This is a genomic window from Neisseria sp. 27098_8_158 (assembly GCF_041433145.1).
GTDB classification, from domain to species: Bacteria; Pseudomonadota; Gammaproteobacteria; order Burkholderiales; family Neisseriaceae; genus Neisseria; species Neisseria subflava_E.
The window spans coordinates 390,862-415,032 of sequence record NZ_JAPWAZ010000002.1 but is presented as its reverse complement, the minus strand read 5'-3'; the positions used below and the strand labels follow the sequence as shown (position 1 = coordinate 415,032).

The following is a 24,171-nucleotide window of genomic DNA, read 5'->3' as shown; positions in this document are numbered from 1 at the left end:
ATATCCACAAACAAGGTTTTCCATTTTTTAATCCAGCATCTCTCAATTACTACCATTCAACAGAAAAGGCCGTCTGAAAAATTCAGACGGCCTCGATATTCAAGCCTTACAAATTAAAAGAACAATTCACGCCAGCTGATGCGTTTGAGTCCGCATGTACGGCCTTGTACTTCCAGGCTGACCAGTTGGTTAGACAATAGACTGCGATCGCCTTTGGTTGCAAAACATTTATTGTTTGGCACGCTCGGCGTAGCGTTCAACTCCTTATCCGTACCCGTGCCGCCGCTATCGCCATCGGCAGTTACCGGAGAATCGTCGGCTTTGCTGGAATTCATATAAGTAAAGTTGATAACGCCATCAAAAGTCATACCGTTGGCGTAATAAATCTGGCCATTATTTTCACGTTTGATAAACGTACGATCCTTGCTGGAGATACGAGCATCACGCAAGCCCAAACGGCCACCATTTTCGGCATTTACACCCAGAATAATCGTTTTCGCTGTCGTTTGTGTGGACGTACTGTCCGGCAAACAAACATCGGTACTGGAAGAATCAGTATGAATTGTTTTGGTTTCATACTTGCGGATGGTTACAACGGCTGTACGCAAAATCATCGTCGGTTTAACAGTCACACGTTCATTCGGACCCAAAGTCAGACTCCAGCCTTTTTTGCCTTCGCCAACCTTATTGTCGCTAACATAAATATGTTCGCCGTCATTTTCTCTGGTTTGCTGTTCCAACTCACTGCTGTTTGCCAAAACTGCTTTTTTGGATTCATCAGTAGACACATCGTCGTAAATACCGTAAACGGCATTGATTTGACCGTTGGTATTATTCAATTCATTCTGATAAATCTCGCTACCCGTACCAAAAATAACGACATACTTATCTTTACTGCGACGTGATACCGCAGGCGCAGACGTAATCGGTTGATTACCCGAGCCTTGGAAAATCATTTGCGCCGACCATTCAGACTCGGTTTTACCTCTCAAGTCGAAGCGGAACATATTGCCGTAACGGTCGCCTGCATAGGCAATATCGACAATACCGTCAAAATCGGTATCCACCAAAGTGGGGGTAGAAAGTCCACCTTTGCCATTCGGCGCAGGAATTTTAGCCAAGAGCTTACCGGCGTCGGAAACATTGCTTCCCGTACCTTTCGTCCCAGCCTCTTTACCCGTCATATCATAGACATACAAAGCCGTTTCATTATCGGCACTGTTCACATCTTCAGTACGGTAGCCGCTGGCCAAGAAGCCTGCATAACGCACGTCAGATTCCAGATTAACCGGAGTAGCATTACGTTTAATGGAGACACGGCCGATTTGCGTCGAACCAATGGTATAACCCAGCTTATTGTCAGAGCCTTTTTTTGTTTCAAACAAAGGCACAGTCGTATTCCAACCACTACGATCGCTGTTAGCTACTGCACCAATATTCAACGCATACGCACCGCGTCCACCTTGGCCCATCGCACCAAACATAAAGGTTTGCTTATCAGGTGTTTGGCGGAGAACAAAGCCACCATTGACCATATAGCGGTGCGGCGTGCTGGAGCCGTAACCATCGCGTGCAATATCTTTCAGAACCTTGCCCAAAGTTGTCGCTTGACCTTGATCGTCCTCACGCTCCATGCCTGCCGGAATATAGCTGAGTTTCAAGTCATAAGGATTGCTAGGCGTACCATTACGGAAAATATGTACCATGCCGTCATTGGCAGCAGCGACCAAAAACTCTTGATGGTTGTCGCGCTTATCGCCAATAGCTGCAACCGAACCATCTAAAATATCGCCTAAATTACGTTCATCTTTACTTGAATCAGCAGAATCTGTCGGACGAATTCGATAAGACTGGCTATAACCTTTTGTCTCCGCATCCGCTTTGATGATTTCATCACTACCTACTCGACCAGTCCATTTCAGCAATGCATTTTTCCATTCCAACTTATCTTTCGCACTGCCGTCTGAAATGCCAAAATCAGCATTTGAAGCCCCATTGTCTGCAACTCCATCAATGAAATAGGTCTTCCTGCCATCATTAACCAAAGTGAGGCGGTTATTAAATGATGGCTGGTCAAACTTTGTCGTATTGATAGGCGTACCATCGCGGTTTAATTTATAAAACCGCAACTGACTGCTCCAAGAGCCGGTATTCAGGTGAACCGTTGCCGCCATATCGGGAATACCGGTACTGGTCGTTGCCGGTGCAGTTGAGGATACTCCTTCAAATTTCGTATTTTTACTGTCATTTTCAATATTGCTGACAATCGTTTTAAAGGCATCAAGCAACTTTTCCGGTTTTGAGGCATTGAAATACCAGTCTGGGCGACTGGCACCCTTTTCCAGGTAATTCTTACCAACTTCAGAGAATCCCTCTCCAAAGCCCACAGTAAAAGTCTGAACCAATTGCTTGCTGTAATCTACGCCTTTAGGATCGTTTGGATCGCCATCCCAGCTCTTACCCGCAGCATCTACACCATCTTTTGCTGCAGTTTTAATATCTTTTTCTGCCAAAGTCTGGCTAAAGAAACGCATACCGCGTTTCTCATTACCATAGTTTCTATCCCAATAAGGAACAAAGGGGTCGCCAAGGCCTTGGACTTCTCGTTTACCATCTTTTTCACCTAAAAGCACCCAATTTCCTGAAGCATCTTTTGCATATTCAGCATATTGACATTGAAACTTTTTCTCCCCTTCAGGAGTATTCGATCTTGGGTCATAAATCGGCAGATCAAAATATCCTGCAAGGCCGTTTCCTGAAAAATATTGTCCTTGCTTATGTTTATCTTCATAAGCTTTTGCTTCAGACGGCCCGAAATATTCATAGACCTCATCAGAGCTACGCTCAATAGCACGGTAATAGTTTGAATAATAATATTTTCGGTCATAATTGAAGTTAGTATTGTCAGAATTACTTGGATTTTCTCCTGGGGCCTGATTGCTACAACTCATATTGGCATCACCGTCAGAAACCACAACAACATAGGATTTCTGACAGCGGTATTTGATATTCGGCATGACGAAATTTTTGACGACTTCATAATAACGACGCGTTGTCGGCGTAGCTTTGTAAGCCAACATTTCGTCTACCTTCTTACTGACATATTCCCAGTTTCGACCGGCAGAACCATCCGTAAAGCCTTCAGAATCCTTCATATCGCCTTTGGTATTGTCGGGGCTAGGCAATTTTGCATATGCGTAAATAGCATTATTCTTTTTCCTTTTTTCCTCATCCCATTTCAAATACCGAGGATTATTGTGTAAAGTCTGCAAGCCCCAGTTAAACTGATCTTTGTATTCACGCAAAACCTGCTTTAATGCAGATTTGGCAATATTGATCTTCCTGTCTTTATTCGGAACATTATAATTACCCCCGGCATTAGCCAACATACTGCCCGAGTCATCAATCAAAAACATAATATTGTGTTTGACTTTGGGTTGGCCACTGACGTCGGTTTTGTTTTGCAGGTAAAAAGGAGTTTGGGCAAATTGCTGCGTATTTGCCTGAACGGAAATACTGATGAGTGCTAAAGCGGAAGCGACGCTTGCATGAATGAGGCGATGACGGCCTGATGGAGCGTTTTGCATAATGTGTTCTTTTTTCATCGGATAATCTCAGTTAAAAATGACGTTGTTTTTATTTTTTATAGACTACGATTTTAGCATAAACAGCCTGTTTCATGTTTGATTCGGCTGAATTTCCCTACACCTGCATTTCAAACACAACAAAAATGAAACAATCTGCCTGCTCAGTTTTCAGACGGCCTGACTGAATATTTAGTTCAACTTTATTCATCAAGCATTCCAAAAGCAAGGGACTGTACCGTAAAGATAAAACGTTTTTAAATTATCGATTATCTACTCTATGCTTGAAATTCCTATTACTTTGACTTAAAATACACTGCTTCTACGGCATAGACCTCTATGTCTGAAAAAGCACGTTACACAGCAAAATCAAAGCTGCGGAGCGTGTTTTTTTTTAGCCGAGATTTCCGAAGGCTGTCTTTTTTGTAAACAATTTTTATTTTTCAGACGGCCTGACCCATTTTTTCGAACCGACCATCATCAGGCAAACAGGATTCCATCATGACCACTCCGGCTCTTCTCGTTCTCGCTGACGGCAGCGTATTTCACGGCACATCAATCGGTTACGAAGGTTCGACTTCCGGCGAAGTCGTGTTCAACACTTCCATGACCGGCTATCAGGAAATCCTAACCGACCCTTCCTACTGCAAACAAATCGTTACCCTCACCTATCCACACATCGGCAACACCGGCACCAACGCCGAAGATGAAGAAAGCCGCAGCGTTTACGCCGCCGGTTTGATTATCCGCGACCTGCCGCTCTTGCACAGCAATTTCCGCGCATCCGAAAGCCTGCACGACTATTTGGTACGCAACAAAACCGTCGCCATCGCCGACATCGATACCCGCCGCCTGACCACCCTGTTGCGTGAAAAAGGCTCGCAAGGCGGTGCAATCTTGACCGGTGCAGATGCCACCGTTGAAAAAGCACAAGAACTGATTGCCGCATTCGGCAGCATGGTCGGCAAAGATTTGGCAAAAGAAGTTTCCTGTACGGAAACTTACGAATGGACCGAAGGCGAATGGGAGTTGGGCAAAGGTTTCGTTACACCTTCCGAACAGCTTTACCACGTCGTCGCCTACGATTTCGGCGTCAAAACCAATATCCTGCGTATGCTCGCCTCGCGCGGCTGCCACCTGACCGTTGTTCCCGCACAAACCAGCGCGGAAGAAGTATTGGCACTCAATCCTGACGGCGTATTCCTGTCCAACGGCCCTGGCGACCCCGAGCCTTGCGACTACGCCATCAAAGCCGTACAAAAACTGATGGAAAGCGGCAAACCGATTTTCGGCATTTGTTTGGGACACCAGCTGATCAGCCTCGCCATCGGCGCAAAAACCCTGAAAATGCGTTTCAGCCATCACGGTGCCAACCACCCGGTACAAGATTTGGACAGCGGCAAAGTCGTCATCACCAGCCAAAACCACGGTTTCGCCGTCGATGCCGACACCCTGCCTGCCAACGCACGCATTACCCACAAATCCTTGTTTGACAACACTTTGCAGGGCATCGAACTGACAGACAAACCTGTATTCTGCTTCCAAGGCCACCCCGAAGCCAGCCCGGGTCCGCAAGACGTCGGTTATCTGTTCGACAAATTCATTGACAATATCAAAGCAGCAAAACAATAAAGCTGATTTTTTCAGACGGCCACACTCAACTCAACAACAGGCCGTCTGAAAACCAAATCTTAAAAAATATAAATTCAGGCACACTCTCAACATCTACACAGTCTGAAAACTCAGCCCTCAAATCAGAAAGGAAAAACCATGACAGAAAAGCAAATGCGCATTCTTTCCGTCGTCGCCACCCTGACCGCCGTCGGTATGTATGTTTCCTATATCCCACAAATCCAAAACAACCTTGCCGGCAACCCCGGCTCACCGTTGCAACCCCTCGTCGCCGCCATCAACTGCACATTATGGGTTGCCTACGGCTTTTTAAAAGAAAAACGCGACTACCCCGTCATGCTGGCAAACGCCCCGGGCATTATTTTGGGTTTGATTACATTTATCACTAGTTTTTAAGGAAGTTTTCAGACGGCCTGTGCAACATAAAAACGCAAAAGGTCGTCTGAAAAAGAGTCACCAAAATATCAACGGCAGGAATTTTTCAGGTAGCTTTTTATCGAAAGGCAGATGGAACAAACACCGCGAGCGTTTTTTCAGACGACCTTTGAATCCATCGGTAGGGTGTGTGCCGCAAGGCACGCACGCGGTGGGTTTAGGCTGGAGGGAAAATGGTGAACGCGTGCGTACCGCGCACACCCTACATGCGAGTTACGGCTTGCTACATTTTTTGTTTATGTGGAAATCTTATGAAAAAAGTAAATGGCCTACAATGTATAAGCTTAGTGGTAGCAGCGTTTTTACTTACAACCCTACCTTTTTTTGGAGCAACTGATACTAGGACATTATGGTCTCACTGGTTCAGTTCGGTAATATTCTATTTGTCGGCAATATATTCTACATACAGATACTATAAAATAGACAATCCCAATGAAGACCCTATCCGAAATTCAATATATAGTTCGCAGAATTTAATTGTTTCACAAGTTTTTGTCTTTGCGATTTTAGTATATGGATATATTTCTTTACTTGATGGAATAAAAACATCTTCTATGCTTCAGGCATACGCAGCAATATCAATGTATGTTTCATTTTTTAGTATTCCTACATACTACAAACTTAGAGGATACATTTCAGAGCTTAAAAAAACAAAAAATATAAATAATTTTTTGGGCATTCCACCAGATTGTTGGCCTCTAATTCTTTGTGTAATATCATTCATCATACTGTTTTCTAACATTATTTTGATTTACTGTGATATTAAAGAGCCAAACACAAATAAGTGGGTATTTACATTTTTTGGAACTATTATTTCAACGATAATATTTGTACTTTCAAATACATTGGAGGCAATAATCTCTAATAAATATGGATTATCAACTGAAAACCCTGAAAACAAAGAAAGTTAAAACACCATGCCCAAACGTACCGACCTAAAATCCATCCTTATCATCGGCGCCGGCCCTATCGTTATCGGTCAGGCCTGCGAATTTGACTATTCGGGCGCACAGGCCTGCAAAGCCTTGCGTGAAGAAGGCTATAAAGTCATTCTGGTGAATTCCAACCCCGCCACCATCATGACCGACCCTGAAATGGCGGATGTTACCTACATCGAGCCGATTATGTGGCAGACGGTGGAGAAGATTATCGCCAAGGAGCGGCCTGATGCGATTCTGCCCACGATGGGCGGTCAGACCGCGCTGAACTGTGCGCTGGATTTGGCGCGCAACGGCGTGCTGGCGAAATACAATGTCGAGCTGATCGGCGCGACCGAAGACGCCATCGACAAAGCAGAAGACCGTGGCCGCTTTAAGGAGGCGATGGAGAAAATCGGCCTCTCCTGCCCGAAATCTTTTGTCTGCCACACGATGAACGAAGCTTTGGCGGCGCAGGAACAGGTTGGCTTCCCTACCCTGATTCGTCCTTCTTTCACGATGGGGGGTTCGGGCGGCGGCATTGCCTACAATAAAGATGAGTTCTTGGCGATTTGCGAACGCGGTTTTGATGCGTCGCCTACTCATGAGTTGCTGATTGAGCAATCCGTTCTCGGCTGGAAAGAGTACGAGATGGAAGTTGTACGCGATAAAAACGACAACTGCATCATTATTTGCTCGATTGAAAACTTCGACCCGATGGGCGTGCATACCGGTGACTCCATCACTGTTGCACCTGCACAAACATTGACCGACAAAGAATATCAAATCATGCGTAATGCTTCGTTGGCAGTATTGCGCGAAATCGGCGTGGATACGGGCGGCTCGAACGTTCAGTTTGCGGTAAACCCTGAAAACGGCGAGATGATTGTGATTGAGATGAACCCACGCGTAAGCCGTTCTTCCGCGTTGGCCTCTAAAGCAACGGGCTTCCCGATTGCCAAAGTAGCGGCCAAACTGGCTGTCGGCTTTACGCTGGACGAGTTGCGCAACGACATTACCGGCAGCCGCACCCCAGCGTCATTCGAGCCTTCCATCGACTATGTGGTAACCAAAATCCCGCGTTTTGCGTTTGAAAAATTCCCCGCCGCTGACGACCGCCTGACCACGCAGATGAAATCTGTGGGCGAAGTAATGGCGATGGGCCGTACCATTCAAGAAAGCTTCCAAAAAGCCTTGCGCGGTTTGGAAACCGGCTTGTGCGGCTTCAATCCGCGCAGTGAAGACAAAGCGGAAATCCGTCGCGAACTGGCCAACCCTGGCCCTGAGCGTATGCTGTTTGTAGCCGATGCGTTCCGCGCAGGATTCACGCTGGAAGAAATCCACGAAATCTGCGCCATCGATCCTTGGTTCTTGGCGCAAATCGAAGACTTGGTAAAAGACGAAAAATCGGTTTCAGACGGCCAGTTGCAAGATTTAGATTACGCCGCTTTACGCCGTCTGAAACGCAAAGGCTTCTCTGACAAACGTTTGGCACAATTGTTGAACGTAAGCGAAAAAGAAGTCCGCGAACACCGCTACGCACTGAACCTGCATCCGGTTTACAAACGCGTCGACACCTGTGCCGCCGAGTTTGCCACCGAAACCGCCTACCTCTACTCCACTTACGAAGAAGAATGCGAATCCCGTCCTTCCGACCGTAAAAAAGTGATGATTCTCGGCGGCGGTCCAAACCGTATCGGCCAAGGTATTGAATTTGACTACTGCTGCGTTCATGCCGCACTCGCCCTGCGCGAATCCGGTTTTGAAACCATCATGGTCAACTGCAACCCCGAAACCGTATCCACCGACTTCGACACCAGCGACCGCCTGTACTTCGAGCCGCTGACCTTGGAAGACGTATTGGAAATCGTCCGCACCGAAAACCCATGGGGCGTGATTGTTCATTACGGCGGCCAAACCCCGCTCAAGCTGGCCAATGCCTTGGTTGCAAACGGCGTGAACATCATCGGCACATCTGCCGACAGCATCGACGCCGCCGAAGACCGCGAACGCTTCCAAAAAGTATTGAACGACTTAGGTCTGCGTCAACCGCCTAACCGCATCGCCCACAACGAAGAAGAAGCCCTCGTTAAAGCCGAAGAAATCGGTTATCCGTTGGTTGTCCGTCCTTCTTACGTACTCGGCGGCCGCGCCATGCAGATTGTTCACTCAGCCGAAGAGTTGCAAAAATACATGCGCGAAGCCGTACAAGTTTCCGAAGACAGCCCCGTATTGCTCGACTTCTTCTTGAACAACGCCATCGAAGTGGACGTAGACTGCGTTTCAGACGGCCAAGATGTCGTGATCGGCGGCATCATGCAACACGTCGAACAAGCAGGTATCCACTCCGGCGACTCAGGCTGCTCATTGCCTCCATACTCATTGGACGAAGAAATTCAAGACGAAATCCGCCGTCAAACCAAAGCCATGGCATACGCACTGGGCGTAGTCGGCTTGATGAACGTACAGTTTGCCGTACAAGACGGCGTGGTCTTCGTACTGGAAGTGAACCCACGCGCCAGCCGTACCGTACCGTTCGTATCCAAAGCCACCGGCGTACCGCTCGCCAAAGTCGGCGCGCGCGTGATGGCAGGCATTTCACTGAAAGAGCAAGGCGTAGAAAAAGAAGTCATCCCGGACTTCTACGCCGTTAAAGAAGCCGTGTTCCCATTCATCAAATTCCCGGGTGTGGACACCATTCTCGGCCCTGAAATGCGCTCTACCGGCGAAGTCATGGGCGTAGGCGCAAGCTTCGGCGAAGCCTACTTCAAAGCCCAACTCGGCGCAGGCGAACGCTTGAGCACAACAGGCAAAGTGTTCCTCGCCGTACGCGACGAGGACAAACCGCTCATCGTCAAAACCGCACAAAACTTCCAAGCACTCGGCTACGGTGTCTGCGCCACTCGCGGTACCGCCGAATACTTGAAAGAACACGGCATCATCGTGCAAGCGGTCAACAAAGTGCAGGAAGGCCGCCCACACATCGTGGACGCAATTAAAAACGGCGAAATCGCACTGGTGGTCAACACCGTCGGCAGCACAGTACAATCCGTTACCGACAGCCATAGCATCCGCCGCACCTCCCTCACCCAACGCGTACCGCAATACACCACCATCGCTGGCGGCGAAGCCATGAGCGAAGGCGCAAAAAGCCGTGAACACTTGGGCGTGTACAGCGTACAGGAATTGCATGGCCGATTAAAAGCAATGAAGTAAGGGAAATTTGGACTGTTTTAATTCAGCCCAAGAAGATGCAATTCAGATCCACAGATTGGATTTATGACTGAATCCATGATTACTGAAATTCATCTTGATAGTTACCCATACGTTTATTACATATGAGGCCGTCTGAAAGGCTGGTTCCCAACTTTTCAGACGGCCAAACTTATCCTCTCACAACAATAAGGAAACGTCTAATGTCCGCCACACAACAACGCGCTCAACTACACCGCCAAATTTGGAAAATCGCCGATGAAGTACGCGGTGCGGTGGATGGCTGGGACTTTAAACAATACGTTCTCGGCACACTTTTCTACCGCTTTATCAGCGAAAACTTCACCGACTATATGCAGGCTGGCGACAGCAGTATTGATTACACCGCCATGTCCGACAGCATCATCACGCCTGAAATCAAAGATGATGCCGTCAAAGTCAAAGGCTATTTCATCTACCCCAGCCAGCTTTTTTGCAATATTGCCGCCGAAGCTCATCAAAACGAAGAGCTCAACACCAAGCTGAAAGAAATTTTTACTGCGATTGAAAGCTCCGCCTCCGGCTATCCGTCCGAACAAGACATCAAAGGCCTGTTTGATGACTTCGACACCACCAGCAGCCGGCTCGGCAGCACAGTTGCCGACAAGAACAAACGCCTTGCCGCCGTCCTCAAAGGCGTAGAGGAACTCGATTTCGGCAGTTTTGAAGACCACCACATCGACCTTTTCGGCGATGCCTACGAATATCTGATTTCCAACTACGCTGCCAATGCAGGCAAATCCGGCGGCGAATTTTTCACCCCGCAAAGCGTATCCAAGCTGATTGCGCGGCTGGCGGTGCACGGGCAGGAGAAAGTCAACAAAATCTACGACCCCGCTTGCGGCTCGGGTAGCCTGCTCTTGCAGGCGAAAAAACAGTTTGACGAGCACATCATCGAAGAAGGCTTCTTCGGGCAGGAAATCAACCACACCACCTACAACCTCGCCCGAATGAACATGTTCCTGCACAATGTCAATTACAACCAATTCCATATCGAATTGGGCGACACACTGACCAATCCCAAGCTCAAAGATAGCAAACCTTTTGATGCCATCGTTTCCAATCCGCCTTATTCCATCAACTGGATAGGCAGCGACGACCCCACCTTAATCAACGACGACCGCTTTGCCCCCGCAGGCGTGCTCGCCCCGAAATCCAAAGCCGATTTTGCCTTCATCCTGCACGCACTGAACTACCTTTCCGGCAGAGGCCGCGCCGCCATCGTCTCATTCCCCGGCATTTTCTATCGCGGTGGTGCAGAGCAGAAAATCCGCCAATATCTAGTGGAGGGCAACTACGTGGAAACCGTGATTGCCCTTGCGCCCAATCTCTTTTACGGCACCAGCATCGCCGTCAATATCCTGGTTTTGTCCAAACACAAAGACAATACCGACATCCAATTCATCGACGCAAGCAGCTTCTTCAAAAAAGAAACCAACAACAACGTCTTAACCGAAGAACACATTGCCGAAATCGTCAAACTCTTCGCCGATAAAGCCGATGTGCCGCATATCGCCCAAAACGCTGCCCAGCAAACCGTCAAAGACAACGGCTACAACCTCGCCGTCAGCAGCTATGTCGAAGCCGAAGACACCCGCGAGGCCGTCGACATCAAACAGCTCAACGCCGAAATCAGTGAAACCGTCGCCAAAATCGAACGGCTGCGGCGTGAAATTGACGAAGTGATTGCAGAGATTGAAGCATGAGCATCATTTTATACACCGCCAACGACGGCACTGCCCAATTTGCCTTGCAGGAATTTGGCGGACAGCTTTGGCTGACGCAGGCGGACATGGCAGAACTGTACCAAACCACCAAGCAAAATATCAGCAAACACATCAAAACCATTATTGCAGAGCAAGAATTGGAAGAGGAGGCAACTGTCAACTTCCAGTTGACAGTTCAAAATGAAAACGGGCGCAAAGTAAACCGCAAAATCGCCCATTATTCCCTGCCCATGATTATTGCCGTCGGCTACCGCGTCCGTTCCGCGCGCGGCACCCAATTCCGCCAATGGGCAACCGAACGGCTTGACGAATATCTGACCAAAGGCTTTGCCATAGACGACGAACGCCTGAAAGGCACAGGCGGCGGCGACTATTGGAAAGAACTGCTCAACCGCATTCGCGACATCCGCAGCAGCGAAAAAGCCCTATACCGGCAAGTGCTTGATTTATATGCCACCAGCCAAGACTACAACCCCAAAAGCAGCGAAAGCCAAACCTTTTTTGCCGCCGTTCAAAATAAACTGCACTATGCCGCCAGCCGGCAAACCGCAGCCGAACTGATATACAGCCGTGCCGACAGCAGCAAAGACTTTATGGGGCTGACCACCTTTCAAGGCGCAATGCCCACACTGAATGAAGCCAAAATTGCCAAAAACTACCTGACCGAAGACGAACTGTTCCGCCTGAACCGTCTGGTTTCCGCCTTCTTCGACCTGGCGGAAATCAAAGCGCAGGAGCAAAGCCCCATGTATATGCGCGACTGGATAGCCGAATTGGACAAATTTTCCGGGCTGTACGGCCAAGGCACATTACAGGGTGCAGGCAGCATCAGCCGCAAACAGGCAGAGCAGAAAGCCGAACGCGAATACCGCGCCTATGAAGCGCGCATCCTGTCGCCGGTGGAGCAAGCCTATCTGGAAAGCGTTAAAGCGTTGGAAAAAACAGCCGTGCAACAGCTTAAACAGAAAAAAGACGGCAAAAAATAACCGCATTCAGGCTACCTGAAAAAGCAGCCTGCACACCATTTCAGGCAGCCTGAAAGCAGGACGGGCTTCAGCCCGCAGAAACAACGGCAAACGAACATAGCGGGCTGACCCCCCCACAACCGCCCCACATCCCGCCGCAGCGGGAAAGAAACGGAAAACAACCATGGATATGCAAAGCAAAGCGAAAAAATTGATTGAGATGATTCAGACGGCATCGGTGGAGTGGAAGCCGTTGGGGGAGGTTTTCGATTTAAAAAATGGTTATACACCATCTAAATCTATCAAAGAATACTGGGAAAATGGTTCAATCCCTTGGTTTAGAATGGAGGATATTAGGGAAAACGGTCGGATTTTAGATAGTGCATTACAACAAATATCTGAAAGTGCCATTAAAGGTGGGAAACTGTTTCCAGCTAATTCAATTATTATGGCAACATCGGCAACCATTGGGGAGCATGCCCTAATAACCGTCCCATTCTTAGCCAATCAGAGATTTACTAATTTGTCCTTAAAACCTGAATTTACTGATAAATTTAATATTTATTTCCTTTATTACTATTGCTTTAACCTTAGTGAATGGTGCAAAAAGAATACGACAACTTCAAGTTTTGCTTCGGTTGATATGAACGGCTTTAAACGCTTTCCAATCCCCATCCCGCCCCTGGAAACTCAGCAAAAAATTGTAAAAATACTTGACAAATTCACCGAGCTAGAAGCTACGCTGGAAGCAGAATTAGCCCTGCGCAAACGCCAATACCGGTATTATCGCGACTTTCTTTTAGATTTTGACAATCAAATCGGGGGGGGGGATAGTTGATGGCTATAAAGGCCGTCTGAAAGATGTAGTTTGGAAGACGTTGGGGGAGGTATTTAATATTTTTGCTGGAGGCGACGTACCAAAAGACGCTTTCTCTGAAGTGGAAACGGAAGAATTTTGTATCCCCATTTTATCTAATGGTATAGGAAGTAAGGCACTGTATGGCTGGACTAATGTTGCTAAAATCAATCAACCTAGCTTAACTATATCAGCTAGAGGAACGATAGGCTGGGCTAGCTTTCAGAATAAACCTTTTTTCCCAATAGTACGCCTGTTAGTGTTAACACCAAAAATTGAATTAAACCTAAAATATGCCTACTACTTTATGAAAAGTATTGAATCAAATTATAAAGTTCCTGAAAGCGGTATTCCACAGCTAACGAAACCAATGATAAAAGATATTTCAATCCCCATCCCACCACTCCCCGAACAAGAAAAAATCGTCGCCATCCTCGACAAATTCGACACCCTGACCCACTCCATCAGCGAGGGCCTGCCGTACGAAATCGCCCTGCGCCGCAAACAATACGAATATTACCGCGAACAGCTGCTTGCCTTCCCCAAGGCTGCCTGAAAAAGCAGCCTGCACATTTTCAGGCAGCCCAATCCGAACATCAAACCGTTTAAAATCCGACCCTGCAAAGGACGACCCATGAACCTCGAAACCAAACCCATCGCCGAAACGCCGAATTTCATCGTGCTCGACCAATATGAAAAAATCGAACAGTCGGGCAGCTACCAATCGGAAAACCAGTTGGAAGCGGAGTTCGTCGCCGATTTGCAGAATCAGGGTTACGAATACCGCAAGGATTTGAACAGCCAAAGCAGGCTGCTGGAAAACCTGCGCGCCCAGTTGCAGCGGCTGAACGATGTGGTGTTTTCAGATAGCGAATGGGCGCGGTTTTTGACGGAATATCTGGACAGGCCGTCTGAAAACATTACCGATAAAACCCGCAAAATCCACGACGACCATATTTATGATTTCGCTTTTGATGACGGCCGTCTGAAAAACATTTATCTGCTGGACAAGAAAAACCTTGCCCGCAACCATGTGCAGGTTATCAACCAGTTTGAGCAGACGGGCACGCATGCAAACCGTTATGACGTTACCGTGTTGGTAAACGGTCTGCCGCTGGTGCAGATTGAATTGAAAAAGCGCGGCGTGGCGGTGCGGGAGGCATTCAATCAGGTGCACCGTTACAGCAAAGAGAGCTTCAACAGCGAAAATTCGCTGTTCAAATTCCTGCAAATCTTCGTGATTTCCAACGGCACGGACACGCGCTATTTCGCCAACACCACCAAGCGCGACAAAAACAGCTTCGATTTCACGATGAATTGGGCGCGGTCGGACAATCATCCGATTAAGGATTTGAAAGATTTTACCGCCACGTTCCTGCAGAAAAGCGTATTGCTGAGCGTTTTGCTGCATTACAGCGTGTTCGATGCGAATGATACGCTGCTGATTATGCGGCCGTACCAGATTGCCGCCGCCGAACGCATTTTGTGGAAAATCAACAGTTCGGCGCAGGCGAAGAATTGGAGCAAGCCGGAAAGCGGCGGCTATGTTTGGCATACCACGGGCAGCGGCAAAACGCTGACCAGCTTTAAGGCGGCGCGTCTGGCGACGGAATCGGCGTTTATCGACAAGGTTTTCTTCGTGGTGGACAGGAAGGATTTGGACTATCAGACGATGAAGGAATACCAACGTTTTTCGCCCGACAGCGTAAACGGTTCGGAAAGTACGGCGGGCTTGAAACGCAATTTGGAAAAAGACGACAACAAAATCATCGTTACCACCATCCAAAAGCTGAACAACCTGATGAAGAGTGAAGATAATCTGCCGGTTTACCATCAGCAGGTTGTCTTTATTTTCGACGAATGCCACCGCTCGCAATTCGGCGAAGCGCAAAAAAATCTGAAAAAGAAATTCAAGAAATTCTGCCAGTTCGGCTTTACCGGCACGCCGATTTTTCATGACCATATCGTTGATGGCAAACTGATTATGAAAGGCAATGCGCTTGGTTCGGAGAGTACGGAAAGCGTATTTGGGAGACAGCTGCATTCTTATGTGATTACCGATGCCATCCGCGATGAAAAAGTATTGAAATTCAAAGTGGATTACAACGATGTGCGCCCGCAGTTCAAAGCCGTGGAAGCGGAACAGGACGAGAAGAAACTGAGTGCCGCCGAAAACCGCCAAGCCCTGCTGCATCCTGAACGCATCCGCGAGATCACGCAATATATCCTGAACCAGTTCAGGCAGAAAACGCACCGGCTGAATGCGGGGGGCAAAGGCTTTAACGCCATGTTTGCCGTCAGCAGCGTGGATGCGGCGAAGTGCTATTACGAAGCGTTCAAAACACAACAGGCAGGCAGCCTGAACCCGCTGAAAGTGGCCACCATTTTTTCCTTTGCGGCCAACGAAGAGCAAAATGCCGTCGGTGAAATTGTCGATGAAACCTTTGAACCGGAAGCGATGGACAGCAGCGCGAAAGAATTTTTGCAGGCTGCCATCAACGATTACAACGCCTGTTTCAAAACCAATTTCGGCACGGACAGCAAAGCCTTTCAGAACTACTACCGCGATTTGGCAAAACGGGTGAAAAAACAGGAAGTGGATTTGCTGATTGTGGTCGGCATGTTTTTGACGGGTTTTGACGCGCCGACACTGAACACGCTGTTCGTCGATAAAAATCTGCGCTATCACGGCCTGATGCAGGCGTTTTCTCGCACCAACCGCATTTACGATGCCACCAAAACCTTCGGCAATATTGTCTGCTTCCGCGATTTGGAGCAGGCAACCATTGATGCGATAACTCTATTCGGCGACAAAAACACCAAAAACGTCGTACTGGAAAAAAGCTACGAAGAATACATGAACGGCTATACCGATGATCAGACTGGCGAAGCACGGCGCGGTTATCTGGATGTAGCAAAAGAATTACACGAGCGTTTCCCCGATCCCGACAAAATCGAAACGGAAAAAGACAAAAAAGATTTTGCCAAACTCTTCGGCGAATACCTGAGAGCGGAAAACGTATTGCAGAACTACGATGAATTTGCCGCGCTGTGTGAGTTGCAGAATGTGGATGCGGCGGACGAAGATGCTATGAAGGCGTTTCAGGAAAAATACTACTTGAGCGATGAAGACGTGCAGGAAATGCGGCAAGTGCCGATGCCGTCTGAAAGAGCCGTGCAGGATTACCGTTCCGCCTATAACGACATCCGAGACTGGCTGCGCCGCCAAAAAGCAGGCGAACAGAAAGAGCAATCAAAAATCGATTGGGACGATGTGGTTTTTGAGGTGGATTTGCTCAAATCGCAGGAAATCAATCTGGATTACATCCTGCAACTGGTTTTCGAGCACCACAAAAAAATCAAAGGCAAAACGGAGCTGGTAGAAGAAATCCGCCGTATCATCCGCGCCAGCATCGGCCACCGCGCCAAAGAGAGCCTGATTGTGGATTTCATCAACGATACGGATTTGGACAAAGTTCCCGACGTTCCTACCATACTAGAAACCTTTTACGCATACGCGCAAGAAGTGATGAAGAGCGAAGCAGCAGAGCTGATTGCCGCCGAAGGCCTGAACGAAACCGCCGCCAAACGCTATTTAACCAGCTCACTCAAACGCGGCTATGCCAGTGAAAACGGAACGGAACTAACCGAAGCCCTGCCTAAAATGAGTCCGCTCAACCCACAGTATTTAACGAAGAAACAAAGTGTCTTCCAAAAAATTTCTGTGTTTGTAGAGAAATTTAAAGGCATAGGGAAAAATATTTAAAATGTCGTCTGGAAACTTTAGGTTTTCAGACGGCTTTTTTCTGGAAACATCATGAAACAAACTATTCAAGAAAAACTGACTCAAATTTCACTTGCCGAACCACTGCATTTTCTGTTGGCGGCGGAGAGCGGAAGCCGCGCATGGGGCTTTGCTTCGCCCGACAGCGATTATGACGTTCGCACCATTTATATCCGCCCGCAAGAATATTATCTGCAAATTGATGAAGCAAAAGATACTTTTGAATTTATTGAAAACCAATGGTTTGACGTAGGCGGTTGGGACATCCGCAAGGCTTTGCGCCTGTTGAGAAAAAGCAATGCCGTATTGCTGGAATGGCTGCGTTCTCCGATTGTTTATACACAAGATGAGGCATTCATAGGCCGTCTGAACGAACTTGCTCCCCAATACGTCCAAGCCGCCGCGTTGTTGCACCATTATCGCGGTATCGCTGGCAATGCTTTGAAAGCCATGGATTTGGCACAGCCGATTAAATTGAAAAAATGGTTTTACGTCTTACGCCCTTTATTGGCGGCACGCTGGGCGGCGAAACAAGGCGGTATTCCACCAATGACTTTGGTTGAGTTGATGAATGAGTGGCAGACAGATTGTGCTACCCAAATTACTGATCTGGTTGCATTAAAAGCAGGACAGGACGAAAGTTATCTGCACACATTATCACCAGATCTGCAAAAGCTGACTGTTGACCTATATAACGAAGTTTCTGCCTTGTCTGCCTCTGCTGCCGAACCTGCCGAACCTGCCGATAGCGGGCCTTTGAACGAATTATTCCGTTCCACCTTGGCAACCATTTATCCGTAAAAGGCCGTCTGAATATGCTGACCCTCGAAGACTTGCACACGCAAAACCTGATTCTGCTCGAAGCCGTATCCGGCAGCCGTGCCTACGGTTTGGCAACGCCCGAGTCCGATACCGACATCAAAGGCGTGTTTTATCTGCCCAAATTCATGTTTTACGGCATGGAATACATCCCACAAATCAGCAATGAAACCAACGACATTGTGTATTACGAACTGGGACGGTTTATCGAATTGCTGCTGCAAAGCAATCCGAACACGCTGGAGCTGCTGGCTTCCCCTTCCGACTGTGTGCGATACCGTTCGCCATTGATGGATGCGTTCAAAACCGAATGGTTTATCTCCAAAACCTGCCAGCAAAGTTTTGCAGGTTATGCTTACGGACAAATTAAAAAAGCACGGGGATTGAATAAAAAAATCAGCAATCCGATGCCGTCTGAAAAGAAAAGCATCCTTGATTTCTGCCACATCATAGAAGGCAGGCAAACCGTACCGTTACAGTACTGGCTTGCACAACGCGGAATGGAACAAAGGCGTGTAGGCTTAATCAAAATAGCCCACGCCCGAGAACTTTATGCCCTGTTTTACGATACCGACGGCACACTTGGCTACCACGGTATTGCACCCAAACCCGAAGCCACAACGCTTTCACTCAGCACCATTCCAGAAGGCGAAACACCGCTTGCCCATCTATCCTTCAACCAAGACGGATACAGCAGCTACTGCCGCGAATATGCCTCTTATCAACAATGGCTGACAGAACGCAACGAAACACGCTATCAAGGCACGCAGGCGCACGGCCAAGGTTACGATGCAAAAAATATGATGCACATCTTCCGCCTGCTTGAAACCGCGCGCGATATTGCCCTTTATGGCGAAATCCGGCCACGCCGTCCCAATCGTGACGAATTACTGGCCATCAAGCGCGGTTCTTTTCCTTACAATGAACTGTTGGCGCGTGCAGAAACATTGGTTAACGAAGTAGAAAATTTGTTCGCCCAGTCCGATCTACCGGAAGCTGTAAACAGCAGTTTGGCAATCAATTCCCTTGTTGGAATCCGAACCAAGATTTACGGATAAGAGAATCAAAAACAAAGGCCGTCTGAAATTATGTGTTTCCTCTTTTCAGACGGCCTTTTCATATTTCAAATTCCAACCGTCTGTCCATCAAAACAACCTTTTCTGCCATCTCCAAACAAGCAATAGCAACATGAAATATAATTTCGTTATTGATTGGATTCATACGACAAAATTGTTGTTTTTTCATCATAATCCCAAAATATCGAGTTTAACGCCTATTCCCCTTGCTTTATAATGGCCGTCTGAAATAAAAATACAATTAAAGCAGAAGCATGTCTTTGCAACTTAAGCAGATTTGCATAATTAAATATATGCTTTAATCATAATAATGATAAAATAATACGGCTTTCCTCTAAATTAAAGGGAAAACTGCACAAGAAACGGAAAATAAAATGAGTGTCGGATTATTGCGTGTTTTGGTTCAAAGCCAGACCATCTCAAATCAACAAGCGGAACATTACAACAGCCTTTTACAATCGGGCAAAGAAATCCTGCCCAACCTATTTTCAGACGGCATCATCTCCCCTAAAGCTTTGGGAGAGTTAGTCGCGCGCATATTCAGCTATCCTCTTTTGGATTTGCACTACTACCCGCGCAATAATGTAGTCAGCGACATTCTGACGGAAGAGCAAATGGTGCAAAATCGTTGCATTCCGATTTTCAAACGCGGACGCAAGGTTTATTTCGCCGTATCCGATCCGACCCAAATCCAAAACTTTCAAAAAATCGCTTTTGCTTCAGGTTTAAGTGTCGACTTGGTAGTGGTTCCAGACGACCAGCTCAGCTCATTGCTGGAATGGTTGGGCCAACGTTCGACCACCATTCTGAAAGAAATCAACGACGAACATGAAGCAACGCAGCAATCTCAATCGCTTTATATCGACAATGAAGAAGCTGAAGACGGTCCTATCCCCCGTTTCATCCACAAAACCTTATCCGATGCCCTGAACGCGGGCGCATCGGACATCCACTTTGAATTCTACGAGCAAATGGCACGCGTCCGTTTCCGCGTGGACGGACAATTACGCGAAGTCGTACAGCCGCCTGTCGCCGTGCGCAGCCAGTTGGCATCGCGCATCAAAGTGATGGCGCGTTTGGATATTTCTGAAAAACGTATTCCGCAAGACGGCAGAATTCAAATTGCCTTCCACAAACACGGCCGTCCGATTGACTTCCGTGTCAGCACTTTGCCGACATTATTCGGCGAAAAAGTGGTGATGCGTATCCTAAATTCCGATGGTACATCGCTCAATATCGACCAACTCGGCTTAGAGCCTTTCCAAAAAGAAATGCTGCTTGAGGCCATCAACCGCCCTTACGGCATGGTGTTGGTTACCGGTCCGACAGGTTCGGGTAAAACCGTTTCGCTCTATACCTGCCTGAGCATTTTGAACACGGAAGATGTCAACATTTCAACGGCAGAGGATCCGGCCGAGATTAACCTACCAGGCGTCAACCAAGTCAACGTCAATGAAAAACAAGGCCTGACGTTTGCCACCGCACTCCGATCCTTCTTGCGTCAAGATCCTGATATTATTATGGTCGGTGAGATTCGTGACTTGGAAACCGCCGACATTGCCATTAAAGCCGCACAAACCGGCCACATGGTTTTCTCGACCCTGCATACCAATAATGCACCGGCCACGCTGTCCCGCCTTTTGAACATGGGTGTTGCGCCTTTCAACATCGCCAGCTCGGTCAGCCTGATTATGGCGCAAAGGCTGTTGCGCAGACTGTGCCCGAACTGCAAACGCGAAGTTGAGCGCCCGCCGGTTCCGGCATTGAAAAAAGCCGGCTTTACCGATGCGGACTTGGCTCAAGATTGGAAACTCTACCGCCCGGTTGGTTGCGACAGCTGCCGTGGCAAAGGCTTTAAAGGCCGCGTCGGTATTTATGAAGTCATGCCGGTCAGCGATGAAATGCAAAAAGTCATTATGAACAACGGTACAGAAGTTGATATCATGAACATGGCCTATCAGGAAGGCATGGTAGACTTGCGTCGCGCCGGCCTCATGAAAGTCATGCAAGGCCTGACCTCGTTGGAAGAAGTGACTGCTCATACCAATGACTAAACTGCCATATTTTCGAAAATTAAAATAAAGCGGCACGGGGAAACAGTCCGCTTTATTTCTTACTAACAAGGGATAACTCATGGCTCAAGCAGAGCAAAAAAGAAGTCTGTTCAGCTCAAGAAGTAAAGGCAAGCGTTTTACATTTGAAGGAAAAAATACCGAGACCGAACGTCTTGTCCGTGGTGAAGTAGTTGCCAAAGACGAAGAAGAAGCACGCAAAAAACTCCAACGCAGAGGCATTCGTCCTTTACGTATCAGCAAAGTCAAAACCGCACGCAAACGCCGTATTACCCAAGAAGACATCACGGTGTTTACGCGCCAACTGGCAACGATGATGAAGGCAGGCTTGCCGCTGATGCAGGCTTTTGAAATCGTTGCTCGCGGCCACTCCAATCCGAGCATGACCGAAATGCTGATGCAGGTTCGCTCCGATGTCGAACAAGGTAGCGCATTAGGCAAATCATTCTCCAAATATCCAAAATATTTCGACCGCTTCTATTGCAATCTGGTCAGCGCAGGCGAGTCCGGCGGCGTACTGGAAAGCCTATTGGACAAACTGGCTGTCTATAAAGAAAAAACCCAAGCCATTAAGAAAAAAGTCAAAACCGCACTGACCTATCCGATTGCCATTATCGTGGTGGCGATTGCGCTTATCTTCATCATGATGATGTTTGTGCTACCTGCCTTTAAAGAAGTTTATGCCAATATGGGTGCAGAGTTACCAAGCCTTACCCAACTTGTCATGAGCTTGTCCGATTTATTCGTCGACTACGGCTGGATTATGATCATCCTTTTGATTGTTTCCGCCTTCGGTCTGTACAAACTCCATGAAAAATCGCCTACTTTCCAAAAACGAATCGATGCTTTGATTTTGAGACTGCCTGTTTTTGGCACCATCGTCCGTAAAGCGACCATTGCCCGTTGGGCGCGTACGACTTCTACCCTCTTCGCAGCCGGCGTTCCTTTGGTGGAAGTATTAGATTCAGTTGCAGGCGCATCCGGCAATATTCTCTATGAAGAAGCCACTCAAGACATCCGCGCCAAGGTAACCCAAGGTCTGTCACTGACATCCAGTATGCAAAGTACAGATATGTTCCCCAACATGGTGATCCAAATGGCGGCCATCGGCGAAGAGTCAGGCTCTTTGGACGATATGCTGAACAAAGCAGCCGAATTCTACGAAGATGAAGTAGACAACTCCGTCTCCCGCTTATCTGCCTTGATGGAACCTATCATCATGGTGGTATTGGGTTCGCTCATCGGTATCTTGCTGATTGCCATGTATCTGCCGCTGTTTAACTTGGGTAATGTCGTAGGTTGATATGCTTGATAGTATTTACTCTGCCATCGACGCCCTCTCCGTTCTTGCACCATTCGCCATTCCTTTAGCCGTTATTTTGGGATTGCTGATTGGCAGCTTTCTAAACGTTGTTATTTATCGCACGCCGATAATGATGGAACGCGAATGGACACAATTTTCTAAAGAGCATTTGGGCATCGATCTGACAGATGAAGAAAAACAGCCATTTAATCTGCGCAAACCGGATTCACGCTGCCCAAAATGCAAAAGCCCAGTCAAACTTTGGCAAAACATCCCCATCCTCAGCTATATTTTACTGGGTGGGAAATGCCACTCCTGCAAAACCGCTATCGGCATACGCTATCCGCTGATTGAGCTACTGACAGGCGTCTTGTTCGGTATTGTCGCGTGGCAATACGGCTGGTCATGGGCGACTATTGGCGGATTCATTCTGACTGCCATATTGATTGCGCTGACCTTTATCGATGCCGATACTCAATATTTACCCGACAGCCTGACTCAGCCCCTAATTTGGATCGGCCTGCTGTTTAATCTGAATGACACATTCGTACCCCTGCATTCAGCCGTTTGGGGTGCGATCGCAGGCTATATGAGCCTTTATACTTTATGCGCTGTCTATAAATTTCTGACCGGTAAAATCGGCATGGGCAATGGCGACTTCAAACTTTTGGCCGCGCTCGGTGCATGGCTGGGCGTAGGTATCTTGCCTGTTCTGATCTTCATGGCTGCCTTGGTCGGACTGGTGGGCGCACTCATTGCCCGCGTCGGCAAAGGCCAATATTTTGCTTTTGGTCCCAGCCTTGCTGTGGCAGGATGGATTATTTTGGTTGCCAATGCACCTATTACCCAACTGGTACAATGGTGGCTCGTACAATCAGGATTCCGATAATGACATTATGGATAGGCTTGACCGGCGGTATCGGCAGCGGCAAATCATCTATTGCCCAAATGTTTGCCGAACTTGGCGTACCCATTATCGATGCCGATGCCATCAGCCGTTCACTGACCGCTGAAAACGGTGAAGCCCTTCCAGCCATCCGCCAACTTTTCGGCGATGAGGTTTTTGATCATGAAGGCCGTCTGAATCGTATGGCTTTACGGGAAGAAGTTTTCAGACGGCCTCAATCCAAAAAACAACTGGAAAACCTGCTTCTGCCATTAATCTTAAACAAAATCCAAAAGCAGAAACAACAACTTGCCTTCTCCACCTACGGCATTGTCGATGTACCGCTTTTAATTGAGAATCCAGCATTTAAAGCGGAGATTGACCGCATTTTGGTTGTAGATGTTCCAGAGTCCGTCCAAATCGAACGCGTACACCAACGCAATGGTTTTTCAGACGAACAAACGCGTCAAATCATGGCCACCCAAGCTTCTCGCTCTGACAGACTGCTTCATGCCGACGATGTGTTGGACAATACCCATAGCTTGGAAGAAGCAAAAATCAAGGTTGCCCGTTTGCATCAATACTATCAATCCATTGCACAATCACTGAAAGAAACTGCATGACCGCTCCTGTTGTAAAATGTCCAACCTGCCACAAAGAAGTCGTTTGGAACACCGACAGCCCCTACCGCCCTTTCTGCAGCAAACGGTGTAAACTCATTGATTTAGGCGAATGGGCGCAAGAAAAATACACCGTTTCTTCGGAAGACGACCCCTTTTCAGACCTATTGGACGGCAAATAAACTGCGCCGCTTCCTTCAGCCTATCCAAAACAGGCTCAAAACAGTAAAATACCCTCTTTAT

The 24,171-nt window shown here is 47.8% G+C and carries 17 protein-coding genes; 16 read left to right on the top strand and 1 reads right to left on the bottom strand.

All coding sequences use genetic code 11. The features are described 5' to 3' along the window. Nucleotides 1–113: 113 nt before the first annotated feature. The gene (gene pilC, locus O3681_RS07575) at nucleotides 114–3,605 is read right to left on the bottom strand and encodes a PilC family type IV pilus tip adhesin (RefSeq protein WP_371459653.1); all 3,492 of its coding nucleotides are present in this window, start codon (nucleotides 3,603–3,605) and stop codon (nucleotides 114–116) included. 480 nt (nucleotides 3,606–4,085) lie between these two features. Here pilC and carA point away from each other — a divergent pair, with 480 nt between their 5' ends. The 16 genes from carA to yacG all read left to right on the top strand — a co-directional run bounded on the left by carA (nucleotide 4,086) and on the right by yacG (nucleotide 24,110). Continuing rightward, nucleotides 4,086–5,216: a glutamine-hydrolyzing carbamoyl-phosphate synthase small subunit gene (carA, locus tag O3681_RS07570; protein ID WP_371459652.1), complete on the top strand. Its 1,131-nt coding sequence runs from the start codon at nucleotides 4,086–4,088 to the stop codon at nucleotides 5,214–5,216. 138 nt (nucleotides 5,217–5,354) lie between these two features. Further along, on the top strand, nucleotides 5,355–5,612 hold the full coding sequence (locus O3681_RS07565) for a SemiSWEET family transporter (protein ID WP_016687622.1): 258 nt from the start codon (nucleotides 5,355–5,357) through the stop codon (nucleotides 5,610–5,612). Nucleotides 5,613–5,902: 290 nt separating this feature from the next. After that, complete coding sequence (locus tag O3681_RS07560; RefSeq protein ID WP_371459651.1) at nucleotides 5,903–6,562, top strand: hypothetical protein; 660 nt, start codon at nucleotides 5,903–5,905, stop codon at nucleotides 6,560–6,562. Nucleotides 6,563–6,568: 6 nt separating this feature from the next. Then, the gene (carB, locus tag O3681_RS07555; RefSeq protein WP_371459650.1) at nucleotides 6,569–9,784 is read left to right on the top strand and encodes a carbamoyl-phosphate synthase large subunit; all 3,216 of its coding nucleotides are present in this window, start codon (nucleotides 6,569–6,571) and stop codon (nucleotides 9,782–9,784) included. A 200-nt stretch (nucleotides 9,785–9,984) separates the two neighbouring features. Then, on the top strand, nucleotides 9,985–11,526 hold the full coding sequence (locus O3681_RS07550) for a type I restriction-modification system subunit M (protein WP_371459649.1): 1,542 nt from the start codon (nucleotides 9,985–9,987) through the stop codon (nucleotides 11,524–11,526). Then, nucleotides 11,523–12,533: a virulence RhuM family protein gene (locus tag O3681_RS07545; RefSeq protein ID WP_371459648.1), complete on the top strand. Its 1,011-nt coding sequence runs from the start codon at nucleotides 11,523–11,525 to the stop codon at nucleotides 12,531–12,533. Before O3681_RS07550 ends, O3681_RS07545 begins: the two co-directional genes overlap by 4 nt. Nucleotides 12,534–12,696: 163 nt before the next feature. After that, on the top strand, nucleotides 12,697–13,350 hold the full coding sequence (locus O3681_RS07540; protein WP_371459647.1) for a restriction endonuclease subunit S: 654 nt from the start codon (nucleotides 12,697–12,699) through the stop codon (nucleotides 13,348–13,350). Then, nucleotides 13,319–13,924 carry a restriction endonuclease subunit S gene (locus tag O3681_RS07535; RefSeq protein ID WP_371459646.1) on the top strand — a complete coding sequence of 202 codons (606 nt, stop codon included), beginning with the start codon at nucleotides 13,319–13,321 and terminating at the stop codon, nucleotides 13,922–13,924. Before O3681_RS07540 ends, O3681_RS07535 begins: the two co-directional genes overlap by 32 nt. 78 nt (nucleotides 13,925–14,002) lie before the next feature. Next, nucleotides 14,003–17,134 (top strand): type I restriction endonuclease subunit R, encoded by a 3,132-nt coding sequence (locus O3681_RS07530; RefSeq protein WP_371459645.1) that lies wholly within the window; start codon nucleotides 14,003–14,005, stop codon nucleotides 17,132–17,134. 51 nt (nucleotides 17,135–17,185) lie between these two features. Beyond that, nucleotides 17,186–17,953, top strand: coding sequence for a DNA polymerase beta superfamily protein (locus O3681_RS07525; RefSeq protein WP_371459644.1), 768 nt, complete (start codon nucleotides 17,186–17,188; stop codon nucleotides 17,951–17,953). Between the two features lie 14 nt (nucleotides 17,954–17,967). Further along, nucleotides 17,968–19,029: a DNA polymerase beta superfamily protein gene (locus O3681_RS07520; protein WP_371459643.1), complete on the top strand. Its 1,062-nt coding sequence runs from the start codon at nucleotides 17,968–17,970 to the stop codon at nucleotides 19,027–19,029. A gap of 392 nt (nucleotides 19,030–19,421) precedes the next feature. Continuing rightward, nucleotides 19,422–21,101 carry a type IV-A pilus assembly ATPase PilB gene (gene pilB, locus O3681_RS07515; protein ID WP_371459642.1) on the top strand — a complete coding sequence of 560 codons (1,680 nt, stop codon included), beginning with the start codon at nucleotides 19,422–19,424 and terminating at the stop codon, nucleotides 21,099–21,101. Between the two features lie 79 nt (nucleotides 21,102–21,180). Continuing rightward, nucleotides 21,181–22,422, top strand: a complete 1,242-nt coding sequence (locus O3681_RS07510; protein ID WP_107723737.1) for a type II secretion system F family protein — start codon at nucleotides 21,181–21,183, stop codon at nucleotides 22,420–22,422. A gap of 1 nt (nucleotide 22,423) precedes the next feature. Continuing rightward, nucleotides 22,424–23,311 carry an A24 family peptidase gene (locus O3681_RS07505; RefSeq protein ID WP_107723738.1) on the top strand — a complete coding sequence of 296 codons (888 nt, stop codon included), beginning with the start codon at nucleotides 22,424–22,426 and terminating at the stop codon, nucleotides 23,309–23,311. After that, nucleotides 23,311–23,931 (top strand): dephospho-CoA kinase, encoded by a 621-nt coding sequence (gene coaE, locus O3681_RS07500; protein WP_371459641.1) that lies wholly within the window; start codon nucleotides 23,311–23,313, stop codon nucleotides 23,929–23,931. The genes O3681_RS07505 and coaE overlap by 1 nt, the downstream gene beginning before the upstream one ends. Continuing rightward, nucleotides 23,928–24,110 (top strand): DNA gyrase inhibitor YacG, encoded by a 183-nt coding sequence (yacG, locus tag O3681_RS07495; protein ID WP_003682475.1) that lies wholly within the window; start codon nucleotides 23,928–23,930, stop codon nucleotides 24,108–24,110. Before coaE ends, yacG begins: the two co-directional genes overlap by 4 nt. The last annotated feature ends 61 nt before the right edge of the window (nucleotides 24,111–24,171 follow it).

Excerpts from the sequence above, each read along its gene's own strand:
- O3681_RS07540 (WP_371459647.1), top strand. The coding sequence starts at position 12,697 with ATGGATATGCAAAGCAAAGCGAAAAAATTGATTGAGATGATTCAGACG.
- coaE (WP_371459641.1), top strand. The coding sequence starts at position 23,311 with ATGACATTATGGATAGGCTTGACCGGCGGTATCGGCAGCGGCAAATCA.
- O3681_RS07550 (WP_371459649.1), top strand. The coding sequence starts at position 9,985 with ATGTCCGCCACACAACAACGCGCTCAACTACACCGCCAAATTTGGAAA.
- yacG (WP_003682475.1), top strand. The coding sequence starts at position 23,928 with ATGACCGCTCCTGTTGTAAAATGTCCAACCTGCCACAAAGAAGTCGTT.
- O3681_RS07560 (WP_371459651.1), top strand. The coding sequence starts at position 5,903 with ATGAAAAAAGTAAATGGCCTACAATGTATAAGCTTAGTGGTAGCAGCG.
- O3681_RS07545 (WP_371459648.1), top strand. The coding sequence starts at position 11,523 with ATGAGCATCATTTTATACACCGCCAACGACGGCACTGCCCAATTTGCC.
- carB (WP_371459650.1), top strand. The coding sequence starts at position 6,569 with ATGCCCAAACGTACCGACCTAAAATCCATCCTTATCATCGGCGCCGGC.
- O3681_RS07565 (WP_016687622.1), top strand. The coding sequence starts at position 5,355 with ATGACAGAAAAGCAAATGCGCATTCTTTCCGTCGTCGCCACCCTGACC.
- O3681_RS07510 (WP_107723737.1), top strand. The coding sequence starts at position 21,181 with ATGGCTCAAGCAGAGCAAAAAAGAAGTCTGTTCAGCTCAAGAAGTAAA.
- O3681_RS07505 (WP_107723738.1), top strand. The coding sequence starts at position 22,424 with ATGCTTGATAGTATTTACTCTGCCATCGACGCCCTCTCCGTTCTTGCA.
- carA (WP_371459652.1), top strand. The coding sequence starts at position 4,086 with ATGACCACTCCGGCTCTTCTCGTTCTCGCTGACGGCAGCGTATTTCAC.
- pilC (WP_371459653.1), bottom strand. The coding sequence starts at position 3,605 with ATGAAAAAAGAACACATTATGCAAAACGCTCCATCAGGCCGTCATCGC.
- O3681_RS07530 (WP_371459645.1), top strand. The coding sequence starts at position 14,003 with ATGAACCTCGAAACCAAACCCATCGCCGAAACGCCGAATTTCATCGTG.
- pilB (WP_371459642.1), top strand. The coding sequence starts at position 19,422 with ATGAGTGTCGGATTATTGCGTGTTTTGGTTCAAAGCCAGACCATCTCA.
- O3681_RS07520 (WP_371459643.1), top strand. The coding sequence starts at position 17,968 with ATGCTGACCCTCGAAGACTTGCACACGCAAAACCTGATTCTGCTCGAA.
- O3681_RS07525 (WP_371459644.1), top strand. The coding sequence starts at position 17,186 with ATGAAACAAACTATTCAAGAAAAACTGACTCAAATTTCACTTGCCGAA.